General features: G+C 68.6%; 26 protein-coding genes and 1 tRNA gene. 19 read left to right on the top strand and 8 right to left on the bottom strand.

Going from position 1 to position 26,997, the window contains the following annotated elements:
- Positions 1-77 precede the first annotated feature (77 nt).
- Positions 78-707: a double zinc ribbon domain-containing protein gene (locus tag NDI56_RS14585; protein ID WP_310920684.1), complete on the bottom strand. Its 630-nt coding sequence runs from the start codon at positions 705-707 to the stop codon at positions 78-80.
- 406 nt (positions 708-1,113) lie between these two features.
- Here NDI56_RS14585 and NDI56_RS14580 point away from each other — a divergent pair.
- From NDI56_RS14580 to NDI56_RS14545, 8 genes are all read left to right on the top strand, one after another.
- Positions 1,114-1,187, top strand: a tRNA-Tyr gene (locus NDI56_RS14580).
- A gap of 1,182 nt (positions 1,188-2,369) precedes the next feature.
- Positions 2,370-2,993, top strand: coding sequence for an HAD family hydrolase (locus tag NDI56_RS14575; protein WP_310920339.1), 624 nt, complete (start codon positions 2,370-2,372; stop codon positions 2,991-2,993).
- Positions 2,990-3,922, top strand: a complete 933-nt coding sequence (locus tag NDI56_RS14570) for a CobD/CbiB family cobalamin biosynthesis protein (protein WP_310920338.1) — start codon at positions 2,990-2,992, stop codon at positions 3,920-3,922. The genes NDI56_RS14575 and NDI56_RS14570 overlap by 4 nt, the downstream gene beginning before the upstream one ends.
- A complete protein-coding gene (gene cobS, locus NDI56_RS14565; protein WP_310920683.1) occupies positions 3,919-4,689 on the top strand; it encodes an adenosylcobinamide-GDP ribazoletransferase in 771 nt (256 codons plus the stop codon). The genes NDI56_RS14570 and cobS overlap by 4 nt, the downstream gene beginning before the upstream one ends.
- Entirely contained in the window at positions 4,689-5,228 is a 540-nt protein-coding gene (locus NDI56_RS14560; protein WP_310920682.1) for an NTP transferase domain-containing protein, read from the top strand. The genes cobS and NDI56_RS14560 overlap by 1 nt, the downstream gene beginning before the upstream one ends.
- A 150-nt stretch (positions 5,229-5,378) precedes the next feature.
- Positions 5,379-6,425 carry an aminotransferase class I/II-fold pyridoxal phosphate-dependent enzyme gene (locus tag NDI56_RS14555; protein ID WP_310920337.1) on the top strand — a complete coding sequence of 349 codons (1,047 nt, stop codon included), beginning with the start codon at positions 5,379-5,381 and terminating at the stop codon, positions 6,423-6,425.
- The gene (locus NDI56_RS14550) at positions 6,418-7,131 is read left to right on the top strand and encodes an adenosylcobinamide amidohydrolase (RefSeq protein ID WP_310920336.1); all 714 of its coding nucleotides are present in this window, start codon (positions 6,418-6,420) and stop codon (positions 7,129-7,131) included. The genes NDI56_RS14555 and NDI56_RS14550 overlap by 8 nt, the downstream gene beginning before the upstream one ends.
- 9 nt (positions 7,132-7,140) lie before the next feature.
- Positions 7,141-7,791: a cob(I)yrinic acid a,c-diamide adenosyltransferase gene (locus NDI56_RS14545; protein WP_310920335.1), complete on the top strand. Its 651-nt coding sequence runs from the start codon at positions 7,141-7,143 to the stop codon at positions 7,789-7,791.
- 4 nt (positions 7,792-7,795) lie between these two features.
- Here the strand turns inward: NDI56_RS14545 and NDI56_RS14540 are convergent, their stop codons facing one another.
- Positions 7,796-8,065: a DUF8152 family protein gene (locus tag NDI56_RS14540; RefSeq protein WP_310920334.1), complete on the bottom strand. Its 270-nt coding sequence runs from the start codon at positions 8,063-8,065 to the stop codon at positions 7,796-7,798.
- A gap of 75 nt (positions 8,066-8,140) precedes the next feature.
- On the opposite strand from NDI56_RS14540, the gene NDI56_RS14535 reads away from it, so the two are divergent.
- Genes NDI56_RS14535 through NDI56_RS14510 form a run of 6 tightly spaced genes read left to right on the top strand, consistent with a single transcriptional unit; the run spans position 8,141 to position 14,884 of the window.
- Positions 8,141-9,616 carry a cobyric acid synthase gene (locus tag NDI56_RS14535; protein WP_310920333.1) on the top strand — a complete coding sequence of 492 codons (1,476 nt, stop codon included), beginning with the start codon at positions 8,141-8,143 and terminating at the stop codon, positions 9,614-9,616.
- A gap of 57 nt (positions 9,617-9,673) precedes the next feature.
- On the top strand, positions 9,674-10,438 hold the full coding sequence (locus tag NDI56_RS14530; protein ID WP_310920332.1) for a nucleotide-binding protein: 765 nt from the start codon (positions 9,674-9,676) through the stop codon (positions 10,436-10,438).
- The gene (locus tag NDI56_RS14525; protein ID WP_310920331.1) at positions 10,435-10,980 is read left to right on the top strand and encodes a DUF8054 family protein; all 546 of its coding nucleotides are present in this window, start codon (positions 10,435-10,437) and stop codon (positions 10,978-10,980) included. Before NDI56_RS14530 ends, NDI56_RS14525 begins: the two co-directional genes overlap by 4 nt.
- 33 nt (positions 10,981-11,013) lie before the next feature.
- Entirely contained in the window at positions 11,014-12,195 is a 1,182-nt protein-coding gene (locus tag NDI56_RS14520) for a hypothetical protein (RefSeq protein ID WP_310920330.1), read from the top strand.
- Between the two features lie 53 nt (positions 12,196-12,248).
- Positions 12,249-14,030 (top strand): ABC transporter substrate-binding protein, encoded by a 1,782-nt coding sequence (locus tag NDI56_RS14515; protein WP_310920329.1) that lies wholly within the window; start codon positions 12,249-12,251, stop codon positions 14,028-14,030.
- Between the two features lie 2 nt (positions 14,031-14,032).
- The gene (locus tag NDI56_RS14510; protein ID WP_310920328.1) at positions 14,033-14,884 is read left to right on the top strand and encodes a phosphatase PAP2 family protein; all 852 of its coding nucleotides are present in this window, start codon (positions 14,033-14,035) and stop codon (positions 14,882-14,884) included.
- On the opposite strand, the gene NDI56_RS14505 is transcribed toward NDI56_RS14510, so the two are convergent.
- The 5 genes from NDI56_RS14505 to NDI56_RS14485 all read right to left on the bottom strand — a co-directional run bounded on the left by NDI56_RS14505 (position 14,844) and on the right by NDI56_RS14485 (position 20,712).
- Entirely contained in the window at positions 14,844-16,466 is a 1,623-nt protein-coding gene (locus NDI56_RS14505; protein WP_310920327.1) for a hypothetical protein, read from the bottom strand. The two genes, NDI56_RS14510 and NDI56_RS14505, sit on opposite strands and share 41 nt — an antisense overlap.
- Positions 16,463-17,866 carry an arylsulfotransferase family protein gene (locus tag NDI56_RS14500; RefSeq protein WP_310920326.1) on the bottom strand — a complete coding sequence of 468 codons (1,404 nt, stop codon included), beginning with the start codon at positions 17,864-17,866 and terminating at the stop codon, positions 16,463-16,465. Before NDI56_RS14500 ends, NDI56_RS14505 begins: the two co-directional genes overlap by 4 nt.
- A gap of 52 nt (positions 17,867-17,918) precedes the next feature.
- A complete protein-coding gene (locus NDI56_RS14495) occupies positions 17,919-18,152 on the bottom strand; it encodes a helix-turn-helix domain-containing protein (RefSeq protein ID WP_220586463.1) in 234 nt (77 codons plus the stop codon).
- 45 nt (positions 18,153-18,197) lie between these two features.
- Positions 18,198-19,622 (bottom strand): carotenoid oxygenase family protein, encoded by a 1,425-nt coding sequence (locus tag NDI56_RS14490; RefSeq protein ID WP_310920325.1) that lies wholly within the window; start codon positions 19,620-19,622, stop codon positions 18,198-18,200.
- 265 nt (positions 19,623-19,887) lie between these two features.
- Positions 19,888-20,712 (bottom strand): helix-turn-helix transcriptional regulator, encoded by an 825-nt coding sequence (locus NDI56_RS14485; protein ID WP_310920324.1) that lies wholly within the window; start codon positions 20,710-20,712, stop codon positions 19,888-19,890.
- A gap of 234 nt (positions 20,713-20,946) precedes the next feature.
- On the opposite strand from NDI56_RS14485, the gene NDI56_RS14480 reads away from it, so the two are divergent.
- The 3 genes from NDI56_RS14480 to uvsE all read left to right on the top strand — a co-directional run bounded on the left by NDI56_RS14480 (position 20,947) and on the right by uvsE (position 24,301).
- The gene (locus tag NDI56_RS14480; RefSeq protein ID WP_417936022.1) at positions 20,947-22,347 is read left to right on the top strand and encodes an aryl-sulfate sulfotransferase; all 1,401 of its coding nucleotides are present in this window, start codon (positions 20,947-20,949) and stop codon (positions 22,345-22,347) included.
- Positions 22,348-22,500: 153 nt separating this feature from the next.
- Positions 22,501-23,340, top strand: a complete 840-nt coding sequence (locus NDI56_RS14475; RefSeq protein WP_310920322.1) for an alpha/beta fold hydrolase — start codon at positions 22,501-22,503, stop codon at positions 23,338-23,340.
- Positions 23,341-23,401: 61 nt separating this feature from the next.
- The gene (gene uvsE / locus NDI56_RS14470; protein ID WP_310920321.1) at positions 23,402-24,301 is read left to right on the top strand and encodes a UV DNA damage repair endonuclease UvsE; all 900 of its coding nucleotides are present in this window, start codon (positions 23,402-23,404) and stop codon (positions 24,299-24,301) included.
- A gap of 3 nt (positions 24,302-24,304) precedes the next feature.
- Here uvsE and NDI56_RS14465 read toward each other — a convergent pair whose 3' ends face one another.
- A complete protein-coding gene (locus NDI56_RS14465) occupies positions 24,305-24,490 on the bottom strand; it encodes a hypothetical protein (RefSeq protein WP_310920319.1) in 186 nt (61 codons plus the stop codon).
- A 600-nt stretch (positions 24,491-25,090) separates the two neighbouring features.
- On the opposite strand from NDI56_RS14465, the gene NDI56_RS14460 reads away from it, so the two are divergent.
- Positions 25,091-26,092 (top strand): Cdc6/Cdc18 family protein, encoded by a 1,002-nt coding sequence (locus tag NDI56_RS14460; protein WP_310920318.1) that lies wholly within the window; start codon positions 25,091-25,093, stop codon positions 26,090-26,092.
- A gap of 323 nt (positions 26,093-26,415) precedes the next feature.
- Positions 26,416-26,973, top strand: a complete 558-nt coding sequence (locus NDI56_RS14455) for a hypothetical protein (protein WP_310920317.1) — start codon at positions 26,416-26,418, stop codon at positions 26,971-26,973.
- The last annotated feature ends 24 nt before the right edge of the window (positions 26,974-26,997 follow it).

The following is a 26,997-nucleotide window of genomic DNA, read 5'->3' as shown; positions in this document are numbered from 1 at the left end:
GATGTACCACAGACTATGGGATAATAAAACTTCCGCCGAGTGTATGACAAAGTAGCGTTTACGGCAGTAAGTTACCTCTACTCCCTGTTTGCACCGCTTCTGGGCTGTTCGAGTACGTCCGCCGCCGGGGTCCGTCGCCCACAGCCGGGGCAGAACCCCCAGTCCGACCGGAGCTCGTCGCCGCAGTCACAGAACACGCGCCGGGAGGCCTTCTCTCCGCAGTTCGGGCAGTACACGTGCGACGACGACAGGTTTTCGCCACACTGGGCACAGCTGGATTGGGCGTGTGACGCGTCCGTTTCACGCTCTTCGCCACCTGTCTTACGCTCTTCGTGGCCGTGTGATACACCCGTCGACTCCGCCGTCGCGGCGGTGTCTGACGCAGGTCTGCTGTCAGCTTCGTCATCCGTTACAGACCCGCTACCACCGTCGAGAGAGATGTTTACATTCACGTCCTGTGGCTGGCGGGTCGGTGTCACCGTTTCCAGTCGGTCCGCGATGATAGCGTCGACACGGTCCGCGATGAGCGCGTCGATGCTCTCGGTGTCGGTCGCCGATCTGGTTCCGTCCGACGGTGTCGACGTCTGGTCGCCCTCGCCGTCGAGGTACGCCCGGAGCGCCTCGCGCATGACCTCGCTTTTCGACGCCTCGAACTCCTCGAGGCGGTCGATGAGGTCGTCGTCGGCGCGGAACGTTATCTTGCTCATCCGACTCGTCATACAGGTTGTCTCCCGGGTATTTCAATCTTCCCGCCGTGTCTGACGCCCGTCTGCCGTCAGCGCGGGTCGAATCCGATGCTCCAGCTCAGTTCACAGTTGGGACAGCCTATCCTGTACGTGTTCGAGCGGAACAGGTGTGACTCGACTGTAACCGAGAGCTCACCCGCATCGCGGGCACATTTCGCGTGGAATCCCTCTCCACAGTGGTCACAGCTCACCGACTCCAGCTCGTTGGTGAGCGGGTCACTACAGTAGCTACAATCCCCAAGCACGTCCCCACTTCGTTCACCAATGATTTACATATTGTGTGCGATTGTCTCCATGTCACCGGACCGCGAACGCTTCGCGAATAACAATCCTTAAGTCCGGACGGCGGGCTATTTTCGACTGCAGCCCGCCCTTAGCTCAGACTGGTAGAGCAGTCGACTGTAGATCGACTTGTCCCCCGTTCAAATCGGGGAGGGCGGATTTGCGTAGCAAATCCGGCCGAGCCGATTGAGCTCGGTAGTTCCAGTCCGCACAGCGTAGCGAGCAGACTGTCTACCGGCGTTCAAATCGGGGAGGGCGGACTTCTCCTGTCCACTGTCACTCGCGAGTGGCCCACCGGCGACGGGCCCGCTCTTTCGACTCCAGACGAGCCCTCGCGGTAGATGTGCGGGATTCGTGGCGTCCAGTAGGCAGTCCCCGCCCGCACGGGCGTGTCGGGCTTTCACGCCACGAGACCTGTCGAGTTTGCAGCGGTATAGCCTGCTTATCGCAGTAAGTCACTCTCTACTGGCGGCCGAGGGGACCGGAAACACTTGCTCTGTCATGTCCCTACTCGGCTTATTTATGGGGAGCAGGTAACATATCATGCATCTCTAACGTATCGGCGGTAGTGACCGAGCACTGTGCCGCTCTCGCGCCGCGAGCGCCGTCTCTCGGAGCCCGCTGTCACCGGTCACCGACTACCGAACTTCCGGAACGCCGATTTCCCAAACCGACAGACGGCACCCGGTGAAATAGCATGAACTATCAGCGCTCTTTTTGATAGTATGGTTCTACCTACCGGTGTGGTCGTCGATGGGAGTCTTTGACAAAGCACGCAACGCTTCCCGCGGCGGGGAGCAAACGGGAAGCCCGTACATATGTCTAGCATGTGAGGCGTCGTTCGACCTCCAGCACCATTCCTGTCCGGCCTGTGGCGGCTACGATGTCCGCCGGGCCAAATGGGTCGAGTAGCCCTCGGCGTCCACGCCGGCACGTCCGCTTTGCTATCGGGCCGCCGCCCATTTTTCGGTGGTCGGGTTCGCTCTCGACGACCCGTGACCCGTCACTGCGCTCTCGACCGACGGCTACGTGGCTCACTCACCGCCGAGATATATAGGTATACGAACCAATCTCTGGCCGGAAACAGCGCGCTATCGACGAACAATACCGTCGGAGACATGCACGAACCAACTCGACTGAGTACGGCGGTTAGTATTCGACATCTAACTGTAAACACGCTCGCTTACATACGAAATATGATAGTATCGACACTCTCTACTATATGCCTTATTACATGTGCAAGACGACCGCAAGACATCGGCTGCTCCGTCTGCGGGCGGGTTCGACCGGTGCGGGGCAGTGACCGCACAGTTCAAGTGCGATTGCAGTAACCACACGGACGTGGTAGTTTCGTTCGACCTGTTCGGGACGCTCGTCGCGGCCGACCGGCCCGACGAGCCCTGGGCCGCCGTGGCCGACAGCCTCACAGAGCGCGGCGTTCCCGTGCCCGACGACTGGGAGGCCGCCTATCGTCGCTCCCATCGGGAGTACGACCGCGGGCAGGAGGCGCCGCTGGACGAACACGTTCGGCTCGCACTCGCCAGCCGTGACATCACGGTGACGGCGGTGACCGCTCGCGAGGCCGTTCTGGCCGCCTTCGACGGCTCGGTCGCCCGTCGCGACGGCGCCCGCGCGGCGCTCACCGCGGCGGCCGAGCGTGGCCCGGTCGCAGTCTGCTCGAACTGCAGCGTCCCCGGACTGGTCGAGCGGACGCTCGCACGGACCGAACTCGGGCGGGGTGCCGACGTGGTCGTGACCAGCGTCGGCTGTGGCTGGCGCAAGCCACACCCCGACATCTTCGAGGCGACCGCAGCGGCGCTCGACGCGCCGCTCTCGACGCTCGTCCACGTCGGCGACGACGCTCGAACCGACGGCGGCGCCGGCCGCGCGGGCGCTCGCTCGGTCCTCATCGACGACGTTCCGCTGCCGGCCGTCGCAACACGGCTCCGGGAGGGGCGGCTATGAGCCCCGTGGTCGCACTGCTGGTCGCCGGCGCGCTGGAAGCCGTCGTCGGCGAGCCGCCCACCCGGTACCACCCCGTCGCGTGGCTGGGCTCGCTGGTCGCGCCGCTGGACCGCGAGTGGACCCGCCCGCTGCTGGTCGGTTCGTTCGGCGCGGTCGCGCTCCCGCTCGCGGCGGCGGCCGTCGTCGCGGGCGCCGTCTGGGTCGCAGGCAGCGGACCGCCGCTTGGCGGGGCGCTTGTCGCGGGACTGGCCCTGTTTCTCTCGACGAGTCTCCGACGGCTGCTCACCGTGGCCCGGTCGGTCGTCGCCGACGCCGAGACCGATATCGACGCCGCCCGCGAGGGGCTGCTCGCACTCGCCGGCCGCGACGCCGCGGCGCTCTCGCCCGGACTGCTCCGGAGCGCCGCTGTCGAGAGCGTCGCCGAGAACCTCGCCGACGGACTGGTCGCGCCGCTTTCGGCGTTCGTCCTCGTCGCGGCGGTCGCCGTGACCGCCGGCGTCCCAGCGCTTCCCCTCGCGGCCGGCGCGGCGGCGTGGGTCAAGGCCGTCAACACCATGGACTCGATGCTGGGCTATCGCGCCAAGCGGGTCGGCACGCCCGCCGCCCGGCTCGACGACGCCGTGATGTGGCTCCCGGCCCGCCTGAGCGCGGCGCTTCTCGCGGTCGCGTTCGGGAGCGCTCGACCGCTCGCACACGCGCGAGCGTGGCTCGCCGGGGTCCCGTCGCCCAACTCCGGTTGGCCGATGGGCGTCGCCGCCGCCGGCCTCGACGTCCGCCTGGAGAAGCCCGGCGTCTACGTTCTCAATCCCGACGCCGCGCTCCCCGACGCAGCGGCCGCCGGCCGCGGCGTTCGCGCCGTCGGCGTCGCGGGCGTGCTGACCTACGTGCTCGCCGGGCTCTCGCTTGCCGCGCTGGGGGTGGGCACCTGATGTGGCGCGCGCTGCGTGGCTCGCTCGGGTTCCTCTCGCGGCTCCCGGTCGGCGGCGGCGAGGCCGCCTGGGCCGCGTTCACCGCGACCCCGGCCGCGTTCCCGCTCGCGGGCTACGTCGTCGGCGGACTCGTGGCGCTGCCGTTTCTCGCCGCGGGGAGCCTGCCCGGCCCCGTCGTCGCCGCCGCCTACCTCGCGAGCGTCGTCGCGGTCACCGGCGTCAACCACGCCGACGGGCTGGCGGACCTGGGCGACGCCGCGGCCGTCCACGGCGGGCCGGCCGAGCGCCGCGAGGTGATGCGCGATACGACCGTCGGCGTCGGCGCGGTGCTGGCACTCGGCACCGGCCTGCTGGGACTGGCGTTCGGCGCGCTGGCGGTGGCGGCACTGCCCGCGGCCGTGGCCGTGGCCGTCGTCGTCGCCAGCGAGGTCGGCGCCAAGCTCGCGATGGCCGCCCTCGCCTGTCTGGGCTCGCCCAGCCACGAGGGCTTCGGCGCGACGATGCTCGACGGGAACGGGCCGCTCGACCTGATTGTGGCACTCGCCGCGGCGCTGCCGGTCGCCGTCGTCGTCGTCCCGGTCACTGCCGTCGCGGTCGTCGCCGCCCTCGCCGTTGCCGTCCTCGTCCGTCGGTGGGCCCGGCACAGACTGGGCGGCGTCGGCGGCGACGTCTTCGGCGCGACGAACGAACTCGCCCGCGTCGTCGCGCTCCACAGCGCCGTCGCCGCGTGGCATCTCCTGGGGGGTCCGGTGTGGACGCTCTGGTGATGTGTGGCGGGCGCGGGACGCGCCTCGACACCGACGCCGAGAAACCCCTGTTTCGGGTCGGGGGCGTCCCGATGGTGGACCGCGTGCTCGGTGCGCTCGAAGAGAGCGCCGTCGACCGCGTCTTCGCGGTCACCTCGCCCGGTGCTCCCGAGACCCGCGCCCACCTCGATACCCCCTGTATCGGGACGCCGGGCGACGGGTACGTCGCTGACCTCGACGCGGCGCTCTCCGACGACCGCGTCTCGCTGCCCGTCCTGACCGTCGCGGCGGACCTCCCACTGCTCGACGGCGAGATAGTCGAGCGCGTGCTCGACGCTCACGTCGAGGGGTCACTGTCGGTACTGGTCCCCGCCGCCCGCAAGCGGGAACTGGGCGTGAGCGACGACGCGACCTTCGAGCGCGAGGGCCGCGAGGTCGCCCCCACCGGCGTCAACGTCGTCGGCGCCAGCGGTGACGACGCGTGGCTCACCGAGGATACACGGGTGGCTGTCAACGTCAACACGCTCGCGGACGCTCGGGTGGCCGAGGAGCTGCTGTAGCTCGTCCGGTGTCGTGTCGGCGCGTCTCCGAACCGGAAAGCTCCGACCGGGCAACTGGCTACAGGTGGGACTTTCTGACTGGTCGTCGTCACTCGGGGGGCGGACAGGTCGCACGAAAGTTTCTCCCCACTCCTCACCGTCGTCATTCCTATGGACCCCGACACCGTCGCGCAGTTGCGCGCCGCCGGCGACTCCGACCCGCACGTCGGCCCGGACGGGCGCGTCCCACACGGGAGCAGCGACGACCCCTCGCTGCTGGATTTCAGCGCGAACACCAACCCCCGGGTCCCGCCCGGCGCTCGCGACGTCTTCGAGGCGGCCTTCGACGCGGCGCGGACCTATCCCAACGACGGCTACCCCGACTTTCGCGCCGCCGCGGCCGAGTTCGTCGGCTGTGGCCCGGACGAGGTCATCCCCACCGCGGGCGGACTCGAAGCCATCCGGCTGGCCATCGAGACGACCGTGCACGCGGGTGAATCGGCCCTGCTCCCGGCCCCGAGCTTCGGCGAGTACGCCCGCGAGGTTCGCCTGCAGGGCGGCGAGCCGACGTTCGTCGCCCACGACGCGATACTGGACGCCGACCCCGCCGGACACGCCGTGGCCGTCGTCTGCAACCCGAACAACCCGACCGGGCAGTGCTACGACGCCGACCGGCTCCGGGCCTTCGCCGACCGCTGTCGGGCGGCCGGGACCGCGCTGCTCGTCGACGAGGCGTTTCTGGGTTTCACCGAGCAGCCCTCCCTTTCGGGCCGCGAGGGCGTGCTCGTCGCCCGCTCGCTCACCAAACTGTTCGGCCTGCCGGGCGTCCGCATGGGCTGTGTCGTCGGGACCGGCGCGGCGCTCGACCGCCTCGTGACCGCCCGGCGCGCCTGGTCGATGAGCGCACCGGCGGCGGCGCTGGCCACGCACTGCTACGGCGCCGACGAGTTCGTCACCGGGACCCGCGACCGCGTCGAGCGCGAGCGCGAGCGCATGCGCGGACGGCTCGCGACGCGGTTCGACGTGTTCCCCTCGGCCGCCCCGTTCCTGCTGTTCGGGACCGGCGAACGCGGCGTCGAGGAACTGCTCGCGACGGCCCGGGAGGCGGGCATCGCGCTGCGGGACGCCCGGACCTTCCGCCGGCTGGACAGCCACGTCCGCGTGGCCGTCCGCCTGCCCGCGGAGAACGACCGGCTACTGGAGGCGCTGGATGTTTGAGACGACCCGACGCGACGGCATCGCACAGCTCCGTCGCGACGGCGCCCGCTGGCTCTCGACGGCGTGGGACGGCGGCTACGTCGCGGCCGACGCGGTGTACAACGTCACCGTCCCGACCGGCTTCGACCGAACCGACCTCGACGCGTACCGCGAGGAGCGGCTCGCCGCCGCCGGCTTCCCGGTCGGCCCGGCGCTGCTGACCGGCGTCGAGATGCGCCACGCCCGGTGCGCCGCGAGCGGGCCGGTGACGGTGCTCTCGACGGCGGGGCTGTCGAACCCGGCGGTGTTGCCGGCCGGCGACGAGGCGGCGGGAGCGGACACCGACGGTCGGGCCGAGCCGGCGGACGCCGCGGCCGACTGGCGGCCCGGGACGGTCAATCTCGTCGTCGGCGTCGACAGGGCGCTCTCCGACGGGGCGCTCGCGACGCTGCTCGGGACCGTCGTCGAGGCGAAGGCGGCGACGCTGCTCGGGGCCGCCGACGCGCCCGGGACGACGTCGGATGCCGTCCTCGTCGGCGCGGACCCGGGCGCCGAGCGAGCGCGCTTCGCGGGGAGTGCCACCGAGGTCGGCTCGGCCGCCCGGGCCTGCGTGCGCGACGCCGTGCTGGCGAGTCTCGACGCCAGATACGACGAGGGGCCGCCCGCGGCCGCCGACGCCGAGTACGGTGTCGTCACCGACCGCCAGACGGATGTCCGCCAGCCCTGAACTACTGGTATGAGCGACAACACTGCCGGCCCGACCGCCGAGCCCATCGCCCCGAGCGCCCCCGAGGAGTTCGGCCTGGTGCAGGTGTGGTGGGGCGACGGCAAGGGCAAGACAACGGCGGCACTGGGGATGGCGACGCGCGCGGTCGGCCACGGCTACCGGGTTCACCTCCTGCAGTTCATGAAGGGCGGGACCGGGACTGTCGAGGACGTCCGCGGGGAGTACAACGCCATCGCCGCCTTGCCGGGCTTCTCCTACGAGAACGCCGGCCACTACGGCTGGCACGGGTTCATGGACGGGAGCTCGGACGACGAACACGCCGCCCGCGCACGCGGCGCGCTCGAACGCGCCCACGAGATTCTGTCCGCCAGCGCCGAGGCGGACCTCTCCGAACCGCTCGACGCCGACGGCCCGCCGGAGGACGGGGTCAACATGCTCGTCGTCGACGAGATACTCTACGCCGCGAACCGGGACCTCATCGACCCCGCGGACGTGGTCGAACTCGTCGACTCGAAACCCGACGACGTCGAGCTCGTCCTCACCGGCGGCCACGAGGCTCCCGAGTACGTCTTCGAGCACGCCGATCTCGTCACCGAAGTCGGGAAAATCAAGCACCCGCTGGAGGCGGGCCACCCGGCGCGGAAGGGAACCGAGTTCTAACGCCTCACCCGTCGGACAGCAGCTCCGCGACGAGTTCCCGCGCCGCGTCGACGTGCTCGTCTGCCTGCTCGTCCCCGGTCGTCTCGACGTGACCCAGTAGGTCCTCGACCTTCGCCAGGCGCTCCCGGCGCACGTCGGGGTCGGGGTCTCCCCGCACGATGTCGCCCGCGACGGCCTCGGCCTCGCCGAGCCACCGGCTCGCCGTCCGCTCGACCGGTCGCTCGCCCGTCGCCGCCAGCCGCTCGTAGAGCTCGTCGAGTCTCTTCTCGTCCATACCCTGTCCAGATGTGCCGGCCCCAAATATCCGCCGTCGAACGACTCATGTCCGCGGCGCTCCCAGCACAGGGCGATGGCCGAGACGCTACTGGTCGCCGGTACAGCCTCCCACGTGGGCAAGAGCACGATAGCGGCCGGACTCTGTCGGCTCCTCGCGGATCGGGGCGTCTCCGTCGCGCCGTTCAAGGCCCAGAACATGAGCAACAACGCCCGGGCGACCCCGGGGGGCGAAATCGGCGTCTCCCAGTACGTTCAGGCCCGCGCCGCCCGCGTGTCGCCGACGACCGACCACAACCCCGTTCTGCTCAAGCCCCGGGGCGACGGGGAGTCCCAGCTCGTCGTCGACGGCGCGGCCGTCGGGGATTACGCCGCCGGCCAGTACTACGAGGACCACTGGGACGACGCGCTGGCGGCCGCCCGCGCCGCCCACGCGAGACTCGCCGCGGCCCACGACGTCGTCGTCGCAGAGGGGGCGGGCTCCATCGCCGAGATCAATCTCCACGACCGGGACCTCGCGAACGTCGAAACGGCCCGCTTTGCCGACGCGGACGTTCTGCTGGTGGCGGATATCGAGCGGGGCGGTGTCTTCGCCTCGCTGGTGGGGACACTCGAACTCGTCCCCGGGGACATCCGCGACCGAATCGCCGGCGCCGTCGTCACGAAGTTCCGGGGCGACCAGTCGCTGCTCGCCCCGGGACTCGACGCCTTCGAGGAGCGCACCGGCGTTCCGGTGTTGGGCGTGCTCCCGTACGACGACCCGGGTCTGCCCGAGGAGGACAGCGTGGCGCTCCCGCCGGTCGGCGAGCGGGCGGTCCGGGGCGCCGACGACGGCGTCCCCGACCACCAGAGCGTCACCGTCGCGGTGCCGAGGCTCCCCCGCATCTCGAACTTTACGGACCTCCAGCCGCTGGCGGCCGAACCGGGGGTCCGGGTCGCCTACGTCCCGCCGTCGGCCTCGCTCGACGGTGCCGACGCCGTGGTGCTCCCGGGGAGCAAGAACACCGTCGACGACCTGCTGGCGCTGCGCGAGGCCGGCTTCGACGAGCGACTCGCCGGCTTCGACGGCCCGGTCGTCGGCCTCTGTGGCGGCTATCAGATGCTCGGCGAGACGATATCGAACGCGTCCCTCGAAGGAACCGGAGACGAAGACCGCATCGACGGATTGGGATTGCTCCCAGTCAGAACGGTCTTCTCCGCGGAGAAGACCGTCGAACACGTCGAGCGTGAACTCGACGGCGTCGGGCCGCTCGCCGGCGCGGGCGGCACCGTCTCGGGGTACGAGATACACATGGGTGACTCCGAACCGACCGCCGACGTGGCGCGGCCGTTCGACGGCACCGGCGCAGCCACGGCCCGCGTTCTCGGGACCTACCTCCACGACCTCTTCACGAACCGGACTGCAAGGGATGCCTTCGTGAGAAATACGTTCGAGGCAGCTGGTGTCGCCCGCGACCCGGTCGAATCGACGGCGCGGCCTGACCCGTACGACCGGGCCGCCGAACTCGTCGAGACGCACGTGGAACCCGGGCCGCTGCCGGTCGACTGGTAGTTTATTCCCCGAGAGACGACCGGAACTTTATATGCTGTCGGCCGGCCACTACCGATAATGGTCGAAGTGTTCGCTGTCGCCAGCGGGAAGGGCGGGACCGGGAAGACCACGAGCACGGTCGCGCTGGGGATGGCACTCGCCGAGCGCTACGACGTGACCGTGGTCGACGCCGACACCGGCATGGCGAACCTGCTCTTTCACGCCGGCCTCTCGGACGCGGAGACGACGCTGCACGACGTGCTCGCCGATTCGGCGGCGGTGAGCGAGGCGACCTACGACCGGTTCGGTATGACCGTCGTCCCCTGCGGGACGAGTCTGGACGGCTTCCGCGACGCCGACCCGACGCGGCTGCGGGAGGTGGTGGCGACGCTGGCCGCCGACACCGACGTTATCCTGCTCGACTCGCCGCCGGCGCTCGACAGCCGGGCCGCGGTGTTGCCCGTCGTCATGGCCGACCGGGCCGTGGTCGTCCTCCAGCCGACCATCCCCGCCATCTCCGACGGCCTGAAAGTCCAGGAGTACGCCGCGTCCTACGACACCGACGTGGCGGGCATCCTCTTCAACAAGGTCCGGGAAGACGGCATCGAGGCCGTCGCGGAGAAGACCGAGCGCTACTTCGAGGGGCCGACGCTCGGTGCGGTCCCCGAGAGCGAGTGTGCACGCGAAGCCCGACGTGCCGGCCGACCCCTGCTCGCTCACGCGCCCGACTGTGCGGCGGCGCAGGTCTACCGACGGGCCGCCGATTCGCTGTCGGTCCGGGACGGCGAGTCGGGCGACGTCGCCGACCGGTTCCGCAGCGCCGTCATCCCGGAGACACCATGAGGCTCCCCCGTGGCCGGCTCCGGAAGTCACGCGTCGTCAGCGACCCGCGGGAGCCGCTGGCGGACGTGCTCGACCGGGCCGTGACCGGCTACGCGGTGTTCGAGTCACAGGACTCGCTGTTGCTCGACGCCGACGGCCGCGGCGTCGTCACGTTCACCGACGGCGTCCCCGTCGTGGCTTACCACACCGGCACTGGCAGGGGCGGTCCACCGGCGCTGGCTGACCTCGCCGTCCCCGGGCCGTACCACGTCTCCGTCTTCGAACTCGACGCGGACGACCTCGCGCCCGTTCACGATGTCGAGACGCTCTGTGTGCCGCCGGGCATGCCGGCCGAACGACTCGCCGGCGACCCCGCGCTGGCCGACAGTACCCGACGGGCGGCCCCGGCGGAGCGGACGACTGCGGCGGCGGCCGAGCAAGACGGGGACCACAGTGCCGTCGAGGCGTTCCTCGAAGACGAAGCGAAAATCGCTGCTATCAGAGAACAGGCCCGCAAGGAAGCCAGACAGCGCGCAGCGGAATGGGGGCTGAACGATACGTAATTAACGCTTCGTCGAGTAGTAGCTGCCACACTAATGCGGCGTTCTTTCGCCATCGTGATTGCCGTGTTCGTTCTCGCCGTCGTCGGGCCGCTGTCGGCGCCGGTCGCGGGTCACGGCCCGGAGCGGTCTCCGCAGGCCGCTCAGTCGAAGACGATGATCGAGGTCGCGGACACCGGCGACCGGCTGTGGCCCTACACCAGCCGCTCCGAGACGTTCGACGAACGCACGCTCGTGATGAACGCTCTCGTCACCGAGGACCCGGAGACCGCCAGAGAGCTGCTGGGCGAGAACGTCGAGGACGGGTGGCAGCGGACGAAACCGACCAGACAGCCCCTGGGCGCACAGATAGACGTCACTAACGGCGACTCGGTCTCGAACTGGAAACACGCCCACGGCTCGGTGCGGTACACCTACGTCGAAACCCGGTCCGACGGCGAGGGCCGCTGGCTCAAACAGCAGTACCAGCTCCACGTCGGCACGTATCTGGGCTCGCGCCACCACATCAGGGCCTTTGCCCCCTCCGAGGAGTCGTCGTGGACGGCGCTGCAGGCCCACTCCGAGTACTGGGACTGGTTCCGGCTCCGCCACACCGTCACCGACGTCCGGGGGACGGCGGACATGCTGGAGTCCGAGTTCGAGGAGAGCGACGTCCGGGCCGTCGAGCGGCGACACAGGCAAAACGCCCGGGGGCTCGACCGCGGTATCGTCGTCGTCGTGAGCGCGCTGGTCCCGCTGCTCTTTGGCATCACAGCCCGGGAGGAGTGGACCGACATCGACGAGCGGCTCTCCCAGCCCACCCGCCGTAACCAGACGCTGCTCGTCTTCGGGCTGGCCGCCGGCATCCCGCTGGCGATTCGGGCCGTCGGCATCGGGCTGGAAGACGCCATCCCGGTGGTGACGCCGAAGCTGTTCGTGTTGCTGCTGTACCCGTGTCTGGCTGTCGGGCTCCCGGTCGCCGTGGTGTGGTACGCCGCCGACCTGCCCGCGTGGCTCGCGGCCCCCGCCGCCGGCGTCGGGCTCGCGTTCGGGTTCGCGTTCGAGTTCGCCATGCTCGCTGTGGTCCCACCGAACCCGATACTGCAACACCGACTGCTCGTCGCGGCCGGGCTCGGACTGCTCGTCGCAGGCGGGGGCGACCGGCGGTCGCTGTACACCCTCGTTGGCGCCGCTGTGTGGGTCTGGGGGCTGGTTGCCCCCCTGTTCGGATTCCTGTGACCGCTCGGTGACAAACACAGGGCTGTTATATCATGAGCTAAACACCTACAGTAATGGAGACCCGTTCCGGTGGTGATATCGGGGTCACCCGTCGGTCCGCACTGACAGGTCTCACCGCGGGGATTGCCGCGACGAGCGGCTGTCTCAGCAAGATACGCGCCCTCGTCAGTCGGAGCCGACCGACTACTGTCTCGTTTTCGATCAAGACGCTTCCGGTGGATCAGGACCCGTACGCTATCGCGATTGCGCGCCAGGTGTCGGCGTGGTTCGAGGCCGCGGGCATCCAGGCCAGCATCCAGCCGATGACCGCAGAGGAGCTCTACCGACAGACGCTCACCAACCATCAGTTCGACGTGTTCGTCGGACAGTATCCGGGTGAGTTCGCGGACCCGGACGCGTTCTACCCGCTGTTGCACTCCACGTATTCGGTCGAGTCCGGGATGCAGAACCCCTTTGGCTACACCAATCTCTCGATGGACGACCTGCTGGAACAGCAGCGCCGGGAGACCGGCACCGACCGAACCGAGACCGTGACCCGCATCCAGCGCCGGGTCGTCCAGGAGTGTCCGTTCGTGGTGCTCGGGTTCCCGAACGTCATCAGGGCCGCGCGCACCGACCAGTTCACGGGGTGGTCGGGCGTGTTCGACCCGACGCCGGTGAACCTGCTGTCGCTGAACCGCACCGACCCGTCGGCGACGACGCTCCGCGCGACGACGCCGGACGACCGGCCGATGCGGAACCTGAACCCGCTGATGTCGACGTACCGCGGGCCGGGCGACGTGACCGACCTGCTGTACGATTCGCTCGCCCACCGCTACCGGGGCACGCTCTACCCCTGGGCGGCCGCGAACTGGGAGTGGACTGGCGAGGACCCGCTCGAACTCGAGGTGACGCTGCGCGAGGACCTCACGTGGCACGACGCCGAGCGCCTGACCGCTTCGGACGCCGCCTTCACCTACCGGTTGTTGCGCGACACCTCGCTGGGCGCGCTCGACGAGACCGTCCCCACGTTCCGCTTCCGGGGCCGCTCGTCGCTCGTCGAGGACGCGACCGCCGTCGACGACCTGACGCTTCGCATCCAGTTTACCGACTGCAGCCGGCAGGTCGCGCGCCGGGTGCTCACCGTGCCCGTGTTACCCCGGCACATCTGGAGCGACCGCACGGACAAGGCGACGCTCAGCGGTGTCGACGTCGGCGTGACGACGACTGACGCGCTCGTAAACCAGAACATCCCGCCCATCGGGAGCGGTCCGCTTGCCTTCCGCTCGGTGACGCGTGGCCAGTCGCTCCTGCTGGAGCGGTTCGACGACCACTTCGTCGAGCGGGAGGACGAAACAGGGGTCCCGAGCGACCTCAGCGGTGGGATTCCCTTCGAGGAGTTCGAGCTGCGTTTCATCGGCTCGGACTCCTCGGCCGTCAATCTCGTCGTGGACGGCGAGGCCGACGTGACCGCGCGCGGCGTGGGTCCCGACCTCACGTCGAGAATCGGGGTCGCGGAGGACGTCTCGCTCAACATCGACCGCAGTGGGGCGTTCTACTACCTCGGGTTCAACACCCGCCGGTCGCCGCTGACGAACCCGCGCTTTCGGAACATCGTCTCCAGACTGGTGGACCGGGCCGCGCTCGCAGAGTCGGTGTTCGACGGCTACGTCGACCCCGCCGTCAGCCCGCTGGCCGGGAGTTCCTGGCTCCCCTCGGACCTCGCCTGGTCTGTGTCGGACCCCGTTATCGAGTTTCTCGGGAGCGACGGGGCAGTCGACGCCGAACGGGCCCGTGAGGCGTTCCGCGCGGCCGGATACCGGTACAACGAACAGATGCAGCTCCTTCGCTCCTAACGATGGGTGTCGTCGCCGTCTTCCTGGAAGTCGTCGCGGTGCTCTCCCTGCTGTTGACGGTATCGCTGACCGTCGTCGTTGGCCGGGGTCGGCTCCGGGCCGCCGCGAGCGAGCTCCCGGCGCGGCTCCGTATGGCAGCGAAACCGATAGGGTTGCTCGTGGTGGTGCTCGCGATAAACAGCCGCGTCCGTACCACCGGCGTCGACCTCTCGTGGATAATCGGCGTCAACATCACGCGGCTGATATACACCCTCGAAGGGACGGCCGTCGCGACCATCCAGTCGATAGTCCCCGGCTGGCTGACGCTGTATTTCGGCTACGTGTACGTCTACGGCTACGCGTTCCTGCTCGTCTTCCCGCTGCTTGCGGGTATGCTCGCCGCCGAGCGACGGCTCCTCCGACAGACGGCCGTCGCCTACGCCATCAACTACACTATCGGGATGGTGTGTTACCTGCTCTTTATTGCCTACGGCCCGCGCAACTACATGCCGGCGCTCGTCGAGCCGCTGCTGTTCGATACGCTCCCGCGGTTCCAGTTGCTCACGAGCGAGGTCAACGCCAACACGAACGTCTTCCCGTCGCTGCACACCTCCCTCTCGGTGACCGTCGCCCTGCTGGCGATTCGGGACCACGAGACGTTCCCGAAGTGGACGCCGGTCGCCGTCTTCCTCGCGGCGAGCATCGTGCTCTCGACGATGGTGCTTGGCATCCACTGGGCGACCGACGTGGTCGCGGGCAGCCTGCTCGCCGCCTTCAGCGTCTGGGTCGTCTCCTCGGCCCGCGTCGGACCGATGTTCGACCGGCTCGGCTCACTCACCGATAGCTGGCGTTCGTTGACTGACCGCTGGCGCTAGTCCGGCGGAAGATGACCACCCCGTCGTTCTCGAAGGCCCGCTCGTAGCGCGAGTGGTTCTCGAACGACCGGACCAGCGAGCCGTCGGCCCAGTGGTGGTCGCCCCGGACCGTGTACCCCCCGCGGGGCAGGTAGACGTAGTCGGGGCGGGCGTCGACGGACGCCATCGCCCGCTCGGCACAGCTCGCGTTCTCACAGACCGAGCCGTCGGTGAACGCGTCGAGGTGGGGACCGTAGGTGTCCGGGCCGCGCCACTCGGCGCCCCACGGCGAGACGAGGATGGGCCGGTCGGCGACGACGGGGAACCACTCGGCGGCGTCGCCCCAGACGACGAAGGTGGCGTTTTCAGGAGTCTCGGCGGCGGCCCACTCCATCGCCGCGACGTCGGCGCCGTCGACGAACTCCGGCGTCGTCCCGTCGCCGGGACCGGCAAAGGCGTAGCCGACGCCGCTCGCTCCGACCACCGAGAGGACCACCATCGCGGCGACGACAACCCGCGCCGTCCCGACGTCGGGTCGGTCGAGGGCCCCGGGAGCGGAGCGGCCTCGGTCGACGAGCGCCGCGACTCTGTCGACGTATCCCCGCTCGGCGAGTTCGGCGACGGCGGCGACCACCGCCACCGCCCCGACGGCGTAGGTAAAGCGCGGCTGGGCGAACAGCAACCAGACGACGACGGTCCAGCCCCCCAGTACGCGGCGGTCCGTCGCCAGCAACCCGACGGCCGCGACCAGTGGCAGGACGCTCCAGGTCAGCCCCCACCTGCGGAGCCGGTAGACGCCGCCGAGGAGGCCGCCGTGTGTGCCCGCGGCGCCGGCAAACACCGAGACGCCGTGGTAGCGCACCACGGTCCACAGCCACGGCGTCGCCAGCGCGAGCGCGCCGAGGCCGACGACGGCGCCACGCCCCAGCCCGATCAGCGAGCGGTCGTAGCCGGCCCAGAACACGAGGTAGGTCGCGACGGTGAAGATGGTGTAAGTCGGATGCGTGTGTGCGACCAGCGCCACCGCGAGCAGCCCCACCGGGACCCACTCGGGGTCGCTGTCACGGAAGATCCGGAGCGCGGCGTAGCTGCCCCAGAGCGCGAACACGAACGCCGGCGCGCGGACGAGCCCGCCGGCGCTTACGTGCCACTCCAGGACCTGCGGGTTCAGGACGACGAGCAGCGCCACGGCGGTTCCGGCCCGGCGGTCGCCTATCGCGTCACGGCCCAGCAGGTACGCCGGCACGAGCGCCGTGACGGTGACCAGCGGGGGGAGATACAGCGCCATCGCGAAGGCCCCCACACCGAGGTCACGCAACACCGCGAGGACGTAGAACATGAGCGGCGGATAGGCGAAGGGCACGCCCTCGGGACCGTAGTGTGGCACCGTCGCCGGGAGCGCGTAGCCGTTCGCCCGAACGGTGTCGGCCGTCAGGGTGTACAGCCCCGAGCCGTAGGCCGGGTAGTCGTTCGTCGCGACGTACAGCGCGGCGACGGCGAGCCCCACCGCGAGCGGCCAGCCGAGCCAGCGGGCGTCGCCGCGACCCAGCGGTGACGCCGGCAGCCGCTCGCAGAGCCCCTCGACGAGGTGGGAACCGGTCATCGATTACGTATCTGGAAGGGCCACTGCAAATGCACTTCGAAGGCGCGCCGACGCCACTCGACGACAGTCCACAGCGTCAGGACGACCAGCAGGCCGAACGCGGCCAGCAGCTCGACGGTGCCGACCCAGCTCGGCAGCAGGTAGGCGACGCTGTTGACGAGCGACTTCGGGAGCAGGGTCGTCGCCTCCTCGACCGCGGTGCGGTCCGAGGCGTTCGGGACGTGGTCCGGGAGCCCGAGCGCGGCGGCGCTTCGCCCGCCCGTGCTCTCGTCGCCGGTGCCCAGCCGTTCGGACTCGTAGGGGAAGCCGACGGTGGTCTCCCAGACGACCTCGGCGTCTTCGTCGACTTCGAGGACGCGGTCGCCGTTCGAGTCGGTCAGCAGCGTGTGGCCGTTCGGGAGGCGGTCGGCGTCACGGACCCACGTCAGCCGCTGGTCGCGCCACTCCCAGGACTGTTCCCAGGAGCCGTTTTGGCGCTGGTACTCGACGACGCGGCCGTTCTCGGAGTCGGCGACGAGGACCGCCGGGCCGCCGCGTTCCGCGGGGATGTAGTCGGGGTTGTGCTGCTCGTACAGCGTGTCGTGGTCGCCATCGCTGCCGAGCGTCCAGTTCTCGCGCAGCCCGGTCTCCATGTCGACGAAGACGACCTGGTCCTGGTTGCGCACGCTCACCATCACCGTTTCCCGGCCGTCGAGTTCGACGTACTCGACGTCGTTGATGTGCGTCCAGTCCTCGGGGTACGGACCACCGCTGGCCGTATCGAAGTCCGTCTGGGCGTCCCACGACCAGGTGACTCGCTCGCTGGTGGTGTTGACGACGAACGCACGGTCCTGAGCGATGTCGGCCACCAGCAGGCGGTCCTCGCCGATGCGGTCGGCGTCGTGCCACCGCGTCGAGTGTTTCCCCGGGGTGATGCGGGCGTATATCTCGGTGACGTTGCCGGTGGTCAGGTTCACCCGCTCGACCCCGTTACGGGTACAGACGCTCCCGGAGTGACACTCGTCGGGCGTGAGGTGGTCGGAGTAGAGATACTCGACGGTCGCGTCGGTCCCCTCGACGGGGTCGACGTCCCAGTAGCGCGTGTGGGTCTCGTTGCGGTAGTAGATGCTGCCGTTCGGTGCGAAGGCGACCAGCTCCGCCCGCTTTCGCGGGCCGTCGCCCTCGTTGGTGATAAACGCAGTCGAGTCGGTCGAGACGACGGTGATGTTGTCCCGGGGCGGGACGACCCGCTCGCTCGTCCCGTTGTTCGGGTCCGCTTCGACTACCGAGCCGCTTCCGGCCTGATTCGCGCCGGCCTGCGCGGTCACGTAGCCGCCGGCGAGCACGAGCGTGAAAAACACTGTCGCCAGCGCGAACACGACCCTGAGCCGCCGTGTGGACAGCAGTGCCCTCGGGTTCATGTGGGCTGGCCACGCGGCTGTGATGTCGCTGTCACGTCGCTGCCGGCCATCGTCAGTCGGTTCGGACCGGAATCCACCACACTCGCGAGCGCCCGCCGACTTTCTTGCTGGTGATATCCGTCTCGGCTTCCAGGTCGTGGAGCTTGTTCAGCGCCGTCCGTCGCGAACAGCCCAGCCGGTCAGCGATCTCCTTCGCTGTCAGCGGCTCGGCGTAGTCGCCCCGGTCTTTGAACACCTCGATGACGTCCGATTCCGTGTACTGGACTTCACGCCCGGGCGGTGACATATCAGAACGAAGGAGTGCCGGGTACTTAATGTTCGCCCGGGGGAGTCATGCCATGCTCCTGACGGGGCCGTCGGCGGCGTAGAACTGCCCGTGGAAACCGTAGGGGAGCCGGTGGGGCAGCGGCGCCCGCGCGAGCTCGCTCATCGTCGTCGCGTCGAGGACGACCAGGAACGACCCGCCGGTCTCGCCGTCCAGCACGACCGAGAGGACGGCGCCCTCGGTGTCGGCCGTCGCGGGCGCGCTGACGAACATCGGTTCGCCGGGAAAGACGCCGGGTTCGCCCCACGTCGTCGCCTCGCCGTCCGGGACAGTGACGCGAGCCAGCCGGGTCGGCAGCGGCGAGTTCCGGTCGGTCTCGGCGACGTAGACGCGGTCGTAGGGCCGTCCGAGCGTCCCCGGGTAGTCGATGACGGGGAACTCCATGTGGCCCTCGCGGATGGTCTCGCCGGTCGCGCGCCCGCCGTCGAGCGGGAGGCGATAGCGCTGGAGGTCGCCGCGTGGCACCGATGGACTGTCGCTCCGGAGGTTCGCGATGGTCAGGTCCGTCACGGCTCGCTGGTCCCGGTAGCCCACGAGGTCGACGACGAGTTCGTCGCCGTCGGGAAAGGCGTTAGCGTGGTGGTAGACGAACAGCGGGTCGACGCGCGGGCGGGCCGCGACGCTGCCGGTCTCGCGGTCGACGACGACGAACTCGCCCGCCCGGTCGAACCGCTCGAAGGCGTCGACGAACGTCCGTCCGGTGAGCGCCCCGGTGAGCAGTGCGGTCGTGTCGAGGCCGAACGGCATCGCCGGGAGGACGGCGTAGCGGTCGGTCAGGGCGAACGAGTGGACGTAGGGAGCGTCGTCGAAAGCGACCCGCGCCGTCGGTTCGACAGCGCCGCCGTCCCGTCGAAACAGGGTGTAGCTCGTCTCCCGACCGTAGCTCACGCCGAGGTTGACGAGCGTCTCCCGCCGGGGGTCGTAGTGGGGGTGGCCGAGCGTGAGGTCGACGTCGAGCCCCTCGGTGAGGTCGATTCGGCCCGTCGTGGCGAGCGTCTCGGGGTCCAGCGTCAGCGCGACCGGCGATTCGGTGATGGCGGCGAGCCCGCCGTCGATTCGCGCCACGCCGATGACCGGGTTGTCCGGGAACGTCCCCGTCAGGGCCTGCCGGAGCCGCGTCCACACCGGGCGGTCGGGCGGCGTCCCGGGGAACTGCGTCCGCACGCGGCCCCGGTCGCGAGCGAACGCGAAGTCCCGGCTCCGGACGAACTTGTTCGTGTAGCTGACGCCATCGTCGATGCGGAACCCGCGGACCATGGCCAGCGGGTCGAACCAGTGTCCGAGCGTCCGGCCCCCCACCTCGAACTGCCCGGGGCCGTTCTGGACGTAGTGGCCCGCGAGCCACGACGGAACCGTTCCCTCGACCGGGAGTCCTTCGCTCGTGACCTCCTCGCGCTGTGTCTCGAAGCCGCGACGGTGTGGAGATGTCACATAGCCTATCGGTGGTCCGGGCCCAAGAGCCTGTGGCCGGCGTCTTCCCCGGGGGTGTTACAGCCCCTGTAACATCTATTAGCGAATAAGTATAGGATGGTCCCACCAGACCACAAACATGGGGAAACCAAACGGATTGCCCGCGTGTCCCGACACGCTCGTTTCGGCCTTCCGCCGATGTCAGCGCCCCTGTCCTTGCCTCTGACTGCGCTGACACTACTCCCGTTGCCAGCGCCCCCTCCAGTGCGCTGGCGTTACCCCGTTGTCAGCGCTTCTGGCTCTCCACCCTGTCGCCATCGCTGCCGTACAGCGCCGCGAGCGGGGTCGATCGCTCGCGGTGGCGTTCGTAGACGTCCTGCACCCACTCGTAGAGCTCGTCGTTCGTCGCCTCCAGCATCGCCCTGATGTTGTTGTTGTCGTCGTAGGCGACCACACAGCAGCGCCTGTCGTCGAAGGCCACGCCGATGGCCAACGGCGTCTCGTGGACGTAAATATCTATCTGGCCGTGGTCCGCGCCGAACTGCAGCTCCGATTCGTACTGCGCTTTGGACTGTTCGAGCACCGTGGCGTCGATGACGAACCCGATTCCCGTGTCTTCGTCGAGTAGCTCCGCGCCGATCTCGTTGAACGGCCGGGCGACGACGGGCGAGATGGCGCACATGTCGCCCTCGACGGCCTGCAACCACTCGGTGAACCGGCTGAGCGCGGCCAGTGGACTCCCCTCCTCACTCACTGTGAGCCGGCCCGTCTCCAGTGCCGCCGCCGGCAAGTCGTCGGCAATCGGCCCCAGATGTGCCGCAAACGGACCGAAGCGCCGCGCCCGCGCTACCTCCTCGTGCAGTGACTCGTACCGGTCCCGGACCCGCCGCCCGGTCACTGTCGCCCGGTAGTCGCCGTCGTGTTTGACGACCCATTGGCGCTCCCGGAACCCGGCGAGGATACGCTGAATCGTCGTCCGCGTGGCGTCGATATCCGCACAGAGTTCGTGGGGACGGGCCGGTTCGTCACACAGCGCACCGAGGACGGCTCGACGCTGTGGTGAACCGGTGAGAAACTGGATATCCCCGTACGCTTCATGCTCCTGTACCATCGCTGTTGACCCCCATTGGATAGCCAGCATTGTTAGTGCCCCGGTTGTGTGCGATACGATACCACGTACGGGTCGGCTGGTCGGGGATGGACGCCATAGCGACTCGCCGGACACGGCGGTAACCGCTCGTTACCCGACGAAGCCCGTTCGTACCGCCTGACAGCGCCTGTATACTCTTTGGCCGACGCCCGGTCGTCCGACCATGAGAGATTTTCCTCGCCGGGCGGACGGGGAGTGTTGACGCGCCGCTCGATACGGCTCGTCGCCCTCGTCGTCACCTGTCTCTCGGCCGCGGTGGTCGCTCAGGGGGCGATGACGGCCCCGCGAACCGGGACCGCCGCGGACGTGCCCGAGGCCCCGCCGCGTGCGGGCATCACGGTCGCGACCGAATCCGCCCGCTACGGCACGCTCATGGCGTGGCATCCGAACGGCAGCCGGCTCTACTACGCCGACGAGCACACGAAGTACTTCGACGTGGACCCCGTCGCGGGCACGGCGGCGACCGTCGAGTACACGGCCACCGATACGATTCACACCGAGGGCCCCACCTGTCGGGACCCGCCGTGTGCCCGCAATCTGGTCGAGCGGACGAACCTCACGACGGGCGAGACCGAGGTGATACGCGCCCGCTACGACCACACCGAGACCGCCGCCGAGTGGCACGACCACACGCGCATCAACGACACCCACATCGCCATCGCCGACATGGTCGCCGACCAGGTGCTGCTGGTCGACACCGCGACCGGCCTCACCGAGTGGCGATGGGACGCACAGAACGCCTACCCCCTCGAAAGCGGCGGCGGGTACCCCGGTGACTGGACTCATCTGAACGACGTGGAGACTCTGCCCGACGGCCGCATCATGGTGAGCCTGCGCAATCAGGACCAGGTCGTCTTCATCGACCCCGATTCCGGGGTGCAGTCGAACTGGACGCTCGGGCGCGACGACGACCACGCCGTCCTCCACGAGCAGCACAACCCCGACTACATCCCCGCGGAACGCGGCGGCCCGGCCGTCGTCGTCGCCGACTCCGAGAACAGCCGCGTCGTCGAGTACCAGCGCGAGAACGGGGGGTGGAACCGGACGTGGGCGTGGGCCGACGGACGGCTGCAGTGGCCTCGCGACGCCGACAGACTCCCGAACGGGAACACGCTCGTCACCGACACGCACGGCGGGCGGCTCCTCGAAATCGCCCCCAACGGCAGCGTCGTCTGGTCGGTCGGGCTGGACCACCCCTACGACGCCGAACGGCTGGGCACCGGCGAGGGGAGCGCGGGCGGCCCGAGCGCCCGGCGGGCAGACCTCGCGTCCCGCGGTTCGCCCGCCGCCTCGCCGGACTCCAGCGCCAAGAGCGACAGGGACACCGTCGTCGCTGTGGTGAAGCTCCTGCGACAGGTCGTCCCGTCGCGGTGGCTCAACGCGCTCTACTACGTCGCGCCGGTGTGGATGGGCGTGGCCGAGGCCGTCGCGACCGTCGCCGGGGCGGCGACGCTGCTCGCGTGGGCGGTCCTCGAACTCCGGTGGCGCTCGTTGCCGGTCGGCCTGCGGTTGCCGGTGTACCGCAGCTCCACGGGTCGGGACCGCGACGGCGCGGAGCCCGCGGCCGACGGCGACGGGGTCGACCACGAGACGTGAGACCGCCGGTTGTCCGAGCGCCGTTCGGGCCGATGGCTGTCTGCGGGGCGGTACCGAAGGGTCGGACCGGGTGACTGAGGCCGGCGAGATGATGTAAAATATCCAATCACTCTTCCCGTCGGAGCGCCCACAATCGACCGGGAGGGACTCACTGTGACAACGTACTCCGACTGGGAATCCCAGCAGGACCACGCCGCCGTCACGGTCGATGGCCACGACCTCGACGTCGCCTACTACGACGCGGGGGAAGGCGAGCCCGTCGTCTTCGTCCACGGCATCCCGACCAACTCGTTCCTGTGGCGAGACGTGGTCGGTCCGATAGCCGAGGAGCGACGGGTCGTCGTCCCGGACATGCTCGGCTACGGGAACGCCTCGATGACGGACTCGTTCGACCGCTCGATTCGCGCACAGGAGCGGATGCTCGAAGCGCTCGTCTCGGGACTCGACCTCGGCACCGTCTCGCTCGTCGGCCACGACCTCGGCGGGGGCGTCGCGTTGCGGTACGCCTCACACGCGCCCGATCTGGTCGACCAGCTCGTGCTGTCGAACGCCGTCGCCTACGACTCCTGGCCGGTCGATACGATTACCGAGCTCGGACTGCCCGAGACCGCCGAGGACCGGAGCGTCGAAGATATCCAGCAGCTACTGGAGAAGCTGTTCAGGAACACGCTCGAACGCGACGACCCCGACGAGGAGTTTCTACAGGGGATGAAAGCGCCGTGGGCGTCCGAGGCGGGCGTGACGTCGCTGGTCCGCGACGCCGTCGCGACCAACACCAACCACACCACCGAAATCGACCCGGGGGAGATCACGGCCGAGACGCTGTTGCTGTGGGGGGCCGACGACGACCTCCAGCCCATCGAGTACGCCCGGCGACTCCACGACGACATCCCCGACTCGACACTGACCGGTCTGGACGACGCCACCCACTGGGTGATGGTAGACCGGCCCGAGACCTACCGCGAGGAACTCGCCGCGTTCCTCGTCCGCTGAGACCACCGCGGACTCGCTGCCCGGTGAGCGATATATCCGTCTGCTTCCCGTAGTGACGGCGATGCTCGGATACGCCTGTCTGAACCGCACACTTCGGGAGCGCGAGCCGCCGCTCAGATGCAACCGCGACATGCAACGGAAGACGTGGGAGTCCCGTGGTGTGGAGTACGCCGCCGAACTGACGCTGCGGAACCTCACGGACCTCTACGAGATACTGCAGTGGAACGTCGACCACGACATCTACTTCTATCGGTGTACCTCCGATCTGGTGCCGTGGAACTCCCAGTTCGACCTCGCCGACCTCCCCGACTACGACCGCATCGCGGAGCGTGCGGCCGACTGCGGCGCGTTCGTCAGGGACCACGGGATGCGCCTGACCTTCCACCCGGCCCACTGGTGTAAGCTCGCCAGCGACACCGAGGAGACCGTCGAGAACTCGCTGAACACTGTCGAGTACCACGCCGACTGGCTCGACCTCATGGGACTGGACCGGTCCCCCTACTACAGCATCAACGTCCACATCGGGGCGACCTACGGCGACAAGGCGGCGACCGCCGAGCGCTTCCGGGACGCCGTCGCCCGGCTCTCGCCGGGCGCCCGACAGCGCCTGACCGTCGAGAACGACGACAAATCGAGCCTCTGGAGCGTCCCGGAACTCGTCGAAGAAGTCGGTGAGACCACGGGCGTCCCGGTCGTCTTCGACTACCACCACCACCAGTTCACCGACCGCGGGCTGACCCACCGGGAGGCGTTCGACCTCGCCCGGGGCACCTGGGGCGACGTCCGCCCGATCGCTCACTACTCGGAGCCCGCCCGGCTGTACGGGGGCGACGCTCGCCCGCAGGCCCACGCCGAACACGTGACCGACCTCCCGGCGTGGCTCTGTGAGGCCGCCGACGTGATGCTCGAAGCGGGCGCGAAGGAGCGGGCGCTGCTCGCCGTCCGCGACGGGCGGGACTGACAGTCAGTGCCGCTCGAACCCGAGCGGCCGCTTGCACGCTTTACAGAGGAACAGGTCGCCGGTCTTGTCCCCGTAGGGAGTCACAGTTCCGCCCTCGGTGTCGATCTCCGTCACCGCCTCGCTCTCCTCCAGGTCGTCGGTCGATTCGATGTCGTTGCCACAGCCCGGACAGGTCATCGTCGCTGCCATACGCGCCAGTATGTCAACGCAGGAGAAATTAGTTTCCGTGTCGTGTGGTGCCGTCACACGAACAGCGGCAGTCGAGCGCGACGGTTCGGCACCGAGGGCGGGGCTGTGACGCACATCGCCTCCTCACCACGGCGACGACCCGGCCGTTCGGTCGCCGGGTCGGCTATGGCCCGACCGGATTTCCGGAACCGGCAACCGATTTCGGGACGGTACGCCGTTATAGTACAACTTATGATAGGTTGTGGCGGCAGTGGCTTGCCTTTCAATTAATGTTACGAAAACTGGGAGTTTGTTATCAGAATAAATAATTGCGGGCGCAAAATCCGACTGCACCGGTCTCTCGAAAATGCACTTCTGAAGTATGACTGGCTAAAAATAATCTTCAGGGCCTATGAAACGGTTTAATAAAGTTAAAATCAACGACGTTTCTGGATCCCTCCAGCGGAAAATACCGTCGTCAATATTTCACTTCTGATAATCAGAAGCCGATAGCTGATAGTATCGTACTCGGAATCTGACATTTACCTCGCTACTATCCGGAAGTATCGGAACTAGCACACCTTTATTTATCTTGCTTTGAACCCCACTCAACACAAACCAATGCTAAATCAGGCTTCAGTCTTCCAGGAGCAGTTCGTTCCGGCCGACATTGTCCATCGCGAAGACGAGGTCACCACGATTAGCAACGCGCTTCGGCCGATACACTCCCACGGGAACCCCGAGGTGACGTTCCTGTTCGGGCCGACCGGTGTCGGAAAGACGTGTGTTGCCAAACACACTGTCAACGAACTCGAAGCCGACCTGTCGGACGTGGACGCCCAGTACGTGAACTGCTGGCAGGACTACACCCGCTTTGGGGTCCTGTACAAGCTGCTCGAAGGCATCGATGCCCACGGCACCGTCCATCGGCAGTCGACGCCGAAAGACGAACTGTTCAACCGGCTTCGCGAACAGCTCTCACGGCCCTACGTCGTCATCCTCGACGAGGTCGACCAGCTGGCCGAGGACCACGTGCTCTACGACCTCTATCGTATCCCGGAGATTTCGCTCATCTGTATCGCCAACCGGAAAGACGACGTGTTCCCGACGCTCGACACCCGGGTTCGCTCCCGCCTGGAGACCGGCCTCGAACTGCAGTTCGACCGGTACAGTCAGTCCGAACTCGTCGATATCCTCTCGGGCCGAGTGAACGAGGGGCTGACCGCGGGGGTCGTCACCGACGACCAGCTCCGGCGGGTCGCGGAGCTCGCTTCGGGCGACGCACGCGTCGCCATCGGAACGCTTCGGGCCGCCGCGAACGCGGCCCACCAGTCCAACGCGACCCGGATTACCGACGCGATGATAACGCAGGGGGTCCCGGAGGCGCGACAGCGAGTCGAGAAGGACGGGCTCGACCGACTCACCGACCACCAGCAGGAGCTGTACTACATCGTCAAGGACGACGGGCCGATCGCCCCCGGCGAGCTCTACGCCACCTACTCGGAACGGGTGTCCGACCCCCGATGCAAGCGGACCGTCCGGAAGTACCTCCGGAAGATAGAGCAGTACGGCCTGCTCGAAAGCGACGGACAGAAGCGCGCCCGAACGTACGACGAGCGCTGAGGCGGCGCGGCGGCCGGAAGACGGACTTTTTCCTGTCGCGCACACACCGCCAGCGACGGCTCGGTCGGCTACCGGAACGCTACCGGAAGCGGACCGACCGCCCGATTTCTGTGGGCTGTGGGCTCCTGTGGCCCGACTGGCGAGCGGCAGCGTGAAACCGGAACTACCGGCCCCGCTGCGCCTGTGGTTAACTGTTACTCGGTGCTTTTCTGTCACAGGTCGCTGCCACCGCCGGCCCGCGCTCGGCGGTGTGACGGCCAGACAATCCGGTCCGGCTGACGCGTCACCCGACGCGGATGACACCCGACCGCACAGTTCCAACCATGATCGGAAACGACGCATTCTGCCCGGAGAGCGGTGCCCCTCTCACAGAGGCGCAACACTACGACGCCGACGGACAGGCGTGGCGAGCGGTTCGCTCGGACGACACCCACGACGGGGCGGCCGAGGGGCTGCTCACGAACGGGGCCGTGCAGTCCACGCGGACCGCGCTGCTAAGCCATTTCCGTCGGTGCCACCAGCGCTCCCACGAGCCCGACGAGGCGCTCTACGGAACCGTCTCGCTCGCGCTCTGGCGGCTCAAACGGGCCGCCGAGGGAGCCCAGGCGTGGGACGTCCACGTCTGGTACGCGCTGCAGCATCGGCTCGCCCGGAACGGTCACGACGTGGCCTGGATGGGGAGCTACGCGACCCTGCGCTGTCCGGACTGTCACGGGACCCTCGCTTACCGCGCCGTGGGCGACGGCGTCGTCGCACAGTGTGGCACCCGCTGTACCGACCGCCGCGACGACCGACTGACGGCCATCCGAGAGACGGTGGCCACGCTGTACGCCGGTGCCTTCGAGGACGGGCCCGACCGGGCGTCGCTGCTCCGGTTCTGACCGCGGCGCGGTCCCCCGATACAG

Source organism: Halomicroarcula saliterrae, from assembly GCF_031624395.1.
Taxonomy (GTDB): domain Archaea; phylum Halobacteriota; class Halobacteria; order Halobacteriales; family Haloarculaceae; genus Haloarcula; species Haloarcula saliterrae.
This window is presented reverse-complemented; position numbering and strand designations above follow the sequence as displayed.